5 protein-coding genes are annotated in these 5,248 nt (G+C 72.0%); all 5 read left to right on the forward strand.

Going from position 1 to position 5,248, the window contains the following annotated elements:
• Positions 1–543: 543 nt before the first annotated feature.
• The gene (locus E1258_RS29490; protein WP_132406874.1) at positions 544–843 is read left to right on the forward strand and encodes a hypothetical protein; all 300 of its coding nucleotides are present in this window, start codon (positions 544–546) and stop codon (positions 841–843) included.
• Between the two features lie 128 nt (positions 844–971).
• Positions 972–2,567 carry an ABC transporter substrate-binding protein gene (locus E1258_RS29495; protein ID WP_132406876.1) on the forward strand — a complete coding sequence of 532 codons (1,596 nt, stop codon included), beginning with the start codon at positions 972–974 and terminating at the stop codon, positions 2,565–2,567.
• Positions 2,564–3,598, forward strand: coding sequence for an ABC transporter permease (locus E1258_RS29500; RefSeq protein ID WP_243715770.1), 1,035 nt, complete (start codon positions 2,564–2,566; stop codon positions 3,596–3,598). The genes E1258_RS29495 and E1258_RS29500 overlap by 4 nt, the downstream gene beginning before the upstream one ends.
• A gap of 103 nt (positions 3,599–3,701) precedes the next feature.
• The gene (locus tag E1258_RS29505; protein ID WP_243715771.1) at positions 3,702–4,490 is read left to right on the forward strand and encodes an ABC transporter permease; all 789 of its coding nucleotides are present in this window, start codon (positions 3,702–3,704) and stop codon (positions 4,488–4,490) included.
• Positions 4,487–5,248 (forward strand): dipeptide/oligopeptide/nickel ABC transporter ATP-binding protein (locus tag E1258_RS29510; protein WP_132406880.1); only part of this gene is annotated, 762 nt, incomplete at its 3' end. The genes E1258_RS29505 and E1258_RS29510, both read left to right, overlap by 4 nt.

Here is a 5,248-nt window from a genome sequence, read left to right on the forward strand (position 1 = left end):
GGGCTGGGGCTGCGGGCCATCTGGGGTGGCGCGAAAGGCGGCCCCGCGTACTACCGGGGCGCCTTCGACGTCGACGGCAACACCGTCACCGGCGCATGAATCTACCCCGGCGAAGGTGGATACGAATCCACGATGACCCGCATCTGACATCAACCAGGTACCGAGCACCTGATCGATACCGCACCCTTCGAGTACCCGGCAATACCGGGCTGACCCTCCCACAGGAACCAGCCGCTGCCTGCCCCGCCAGGCCACGGTGCCCCTTGCGGCCGAACGGTCGACTGCCACCAGAACTGCTGTCGGTCGACCGTTCGGCGTCGCGCGGGCTGCAGTCGCTGAGGTGCGGCTGCTGCGTCCTCGGGCTGGCGCAGGGTCTCGTCGGCGTTGGCGGGTGGCCGAGTTCACCCGAACAAGCCTTCTTGCAAGTCTTTGGCATTTAAGCAAGACTTGCATCAAGGGGCGAGCGCCCCGGCATTGCGATGATCATTACCTTGCCGGGGCGCCCGGCCGCTTGCGGCCGAGGAGAGTTTCGAGGAGTTGCTGGTGGGCGTCTACTCACTGCCCGACATGCCGTACGCCTACGGCGCGTTGGAACCGGCGATGTCCGGCGAGATCCTCAAGCTGCACCGCAGCAAGCACCACCCCGCGTACGCCAGGGGCGGCAACGACGCTCTGGAGCAGCTCGCCGAGGCCCGCGACAAGAGCGACTTCGCGGGCCCGGTCGGGCTGGAGAAGACGTTCACGTTCAACCTGTCCGGGCACGTGCCGCACTCGATCTTTTGGCCCTCGGGCTCGTCGCCACGCAGAACGGTCGGTCCCTGGATGACCTGGTCCGGCAGCTGACCCTGCTTGTGGCCGCGCAGTCCCCGCCGACCTGAACCATTGGCCCGTCGACGCACCGGGCACGCGGCAACGGCTTGTCCGATCCGGCGTGTGCCGGGCTCGCACCACATCGAACGCAGGAGTACGTCATGAGCAGGCCCCTGACCGTCCGCGTCACGGCGGTGGCCGTCGCCGCTGCGCTCGCCGTCTCCGGCTGCTCGTCGTCGGCGACGCCGTCGGGTGGCTCGAACGCCGCCGGAACGATCGTGGTGGCGACGGCAGGGGAGCCGGACACCCTGAATCCGGTGCTGAACTACGGCGTGGACGGCGGTTCGCTGATCTTCGACGGCTTGGTTGCGCGCGACGCCGGCAACCAGCTCGTGCCGGCTCTCGCCCGGGAACTGCCCGCCATCTCCGTGGACGGGAAGACGGTCACCGCGAAGCTCCGCGACGGAGTGCGGTTCCACGACGGCTCTCCGTTGACCGCGCAGGACGTGGTCTTCACCTATCGGGCGGTGCTGGACCCGACTGTCGACTCGACGCTGCGCTCGGACCTGGACATGCTCGCCTCGGTCACCGCGCCGGATGCGTCGACGGTGGTGTTCACCCTCCGGTACGCGTACGCGCCGTTCCTGCAGCGGTTGGCACTGGGCATCGTACCGGCGAAGGCGTTCACAGGGCAGGACGTGAACAAGGCCGAGTTCAACCGTAAGCCGGTGGGCACCGGCCCGTACCGGGTGATCTCGTGGACCCCGGGTGACCGGCTGGTGCTCGCCGCCAACGACACGTACTGGGGCGGTAAGCCGGCGAATGCGGGTGTGGTGGTGGCGTTCGTCGCCGACGACAACGTCCGCGCCCAGCGGATGCGGGCCGGGGAGTTCGACGCGGCGGAGCTGGCGCCGAAGCTCGCCGCCGGCTTCGACGAACAGGGCGGCTATCGGGTGCAGCGGGTGCCGACCGCCGACTACCGGGGCGTGATGCTGCCGATGGGCAACCCGGTCCTGGGGGACCTGGCGGTGCGGCGGGCGCTCAACCTCGCCGTGAACCGGCAGGCGATGGTGACTGGCGTGCTCGGCGGCGCAGGGGAGCCGGCGTTCGGGCCGGTGCCGCCGTCGTCGGAGTTCGCCGAGGCGTCCGTCGTCGGGAAGCCTTCGGCCGACCCTGCCGCCGCGACGGCGGCCCTCGACGCGGCGGGCTGGCGGACCGGTCGGGACGGCATCCGTGTCAAGGACGGCCGGCAGGCTGCGTTCACGCTGATGTACCCGGCCACCGACAGCCTGCGCAAGGAACTCGCCCTCGCGGTCACCGCGGACGCGAAGAAGGTCGGTATCAAGGTGACGCCGGAGGGCCTGACCTGGGACGCGATCACCCCCCGGATGAAGACCGACGCGCTGATCATGGGGTACGGCACCCCGTACGACCCGGATTTCGTCTCCTACAAGCTGTTCGGCTCCGCCTTCGCCGGCCAGGGCTTCTTCAATCCCGGCTCCTACCGGTCCCCGGCCACCGACACGGCACTGCAGCACGGCCGGGACAACGCCGACCCGGCCGTGCGCAAGGCGGCGTACGCGGCGTTCCAGAAGCAGCTCACCGCCGACGTGCCGTGGGTGTTCCTCACCTACCTCCAGCACACCTACGTCGTGAGGGACACGGTCGCAGGAGTGACGCCGCGGGTGGAGCCGCACGAGCACGACGTCGCCAACAGCCTCTGGTGGAACGTCCAAACCTGGACCAGGAAACCGTGACCGCGTCCCTCCCGGCCAGCGGGCCGCCCCCGAGGACACCGATCCGCCGGCGGCGGCTCGCCGGCGCCGGCCGGGTGATCCGGCGCCGGGCGCTGGTGGCCGTGCCGGTCCTAGCCGCGACCAGCATGAGCATGTTCGCCCTCGGCGCCGCCTCGCCCGTCGACCCCGCGCAGCAGTACGCGGGCGCGGCGGCGTTCACCACCAGCGAGGAGAACCTCGCGCAGATCCGCGACAACTGGGGCGTCGACGACCCGCTGCCGGTGCAGTACGCCCGCTGGCTGGGCAACCTCCTCTGCGGCGACCTCGGCTGGTCGACCAGCCGCCACGAACCGGTCGCCGACGTGCTCGCCGCCCGCGCCGGGTGGACGCTGCTGCTCGTCGGCATGGCTCTCGCCCTGGTGCTGGTAGCGAGCCTGCTGCTGGGCACCCTGGCCGCGTACCGGCGGGGCGGCTGGTTCGACCGGGGCCTGCGCGCCGTCGCGTACGCGGTGCAGTCGATGCCGGTGTTCTGGATCGGCCTGGCCGCGATCGCGGTGTTCGCCCTCAGCCTGGGCTGGCTGCCGGCCGGCGGGCTCACCGACGTCACCGCCACCGCCACCGACCCTGCCGACGTGGCCCGGCACCTGGTCCTGCCGGTCACCGTGCTGGCGATCGCCCAGGCACCGTGGTTCGTGCTCTTCATCCGCGACGCCGTCGCCGACAGCCTCCGCGACGACCACGTCCTCGCCGCGCGGGCGCGCGGGCTGCCCGGCCGCACCGTCCTGTTCGGCCACGCCCTGCGGACCGCGCTGCTGCCGTTCCTCACCCTGGTCGGCACCCACCTGCCCGAACTCGTCGGCGGCGCGGTGCTGGTGGAAACCGTGTTCTCCCTGCCCGGCCTCGGCGCGGTCACCGTGCAGGCCGCCCTGGGCAGCGACTTCCCGCTGCTGGCCGCGACCACCCTGGCCACCACCGTCGTCGTCCTGACCGCGAACCTGGCCACCGATCTTGCCTACGCCACCGCCGACCCCCGGGTACGCCTCGATGACTGACCTCGCCCCACCCCCGATCACCACAGCGACGCGGACGCCCCGGCCCCGCCGCCCGGCAGCCCGGCCGAGAGGGGGCCGAGTCGGCCAGGGTGTGGCCGCCGCCGTGCTCACCACAGCGATCGCCGCATGCCTGCTCGCCCCACTGCTGTGGCCACTCGACCAGAGCGCTGTCGACCTGGCCGGTACCCGCCTGGCGCCGTCCTGGGCGCACCTGGCCGGCACCGACGAGCTCGGTCGCGACGTCGCCCACCGTAGCCTCTACGGGCTGCGGGTCTCCCTGCTCGTCGGCGCGGTCGCCGCGTTCGTGGCCACGGTCATCGGCGGCCTGGTCGGTGCGGTTGCCGGCACCGTCGGCGGCCGGGTCGACCGGGTGCTCATGCGGATCGTGGACACCATCGCGGCCCTGCCGCACCTGCTGCTGGGCATCTTCATCGTCGCGATGCTGAGGCCCAGCCTCGGCGCGGTGATCCTGTCCATCGGGCTGACGCACTGGCTGTCCACCGCCCGCATCGTCCGCTCCGAACTGCTCAGCCTGCGTACCCGGCCGTTCATCGACGCGGCGGTTTCCGGCGGTGCCTCCCGCATTCGCGTGCTCACCCGGCACCTGCTGCCGCACGTGCTGCCCCGCCTGGCACTGGCCACCACGCTGATGGTGCCGCACGCCGTGTGGCACGAGACCGCCCTGTCCTTCCTCGGCCTCGGGCTGCCACCGCATCTGGCCTCGATCGGCAACATGATCAACGACGGGCAGCGGTCCCTGCTCACCGGGGCCTGGTGGTCCAGCATCGTCCCCGGCCTCGTCCTCGTCGCGGTCACGCTCGCCCTCGCCGTATTGACCGACCGGTGGCGTGACCGCCTCGACCCCCGCGTACGAGCGGAGCTGAACCTGTGACCACCACCGTTGACTCCGCCACGACCGTCACCGTCGACGGCCCCCGGCACGCCCTGCTGGAAGTTGAGGCGCTGAGCGTCCGCTTCCGCCTCCGTGATGCCACGGTGCACGCCGTCACCGACCTGCACCTGACCCTGCATGCTGGGGAACTTCTCGCCGTTGTGGGGGAGTCCGGCTGCGGGAAGTCCGTGCTCGCTCACGCCCTGCTCGGTCTGCTGCCCGGCAACGCCGTCGTCACCGGCCGCGCGCACCTGCGGCCGCCGCCCATCGGGGAACCAGTTGACCTGGTCGGCTGCGGTGAGCGCCACCTCGCCCGTGCCGTCCGCGGCCGGGCCGTGGGGTTGGTGCCGCAGAGCCCGGCCACCGCCCTGACCCCGGTCCGGACCGGCCGGAGGCTGTTGGAGGAGACCATCCGAGCCCACGGCCACACCCGCCGTGACGCCCCCGTGGTCGCCGACCGGATCGCCGCCGACGTCGGCCTCGACCCGAACGACCTCGACCGCTATCCGCACGAGCTGTCCGGCGGCATGGCCCAGCGTCTGGCCACCGCCCTCGCCCTCGCCCCCGACCCACCGCTCCTGCTTGCCGACGAGCCGACAACCGGCCTCGACCGGCCGCTGGTCGACCACACGCTCGACCTGCTGCGCCGCCGCTGCGACGGCGGCGCCGCCGTCCTGCTCATCACCCACGACCTCGCCGCCGCCCGCCGCGTCGCCGACACTGTCGCCGTCATGTACGCCAGCCGCATCGTCGAACAC

The sequence above is a fragment of the Micromonospora sp. KC207 genome, assembly GCF_004348615.1.
Lineage (GTDB): Bacteria > Actinomycetota > Actinomycetes > Mycobacteriales > Micromonosporaceae > Micromonospora.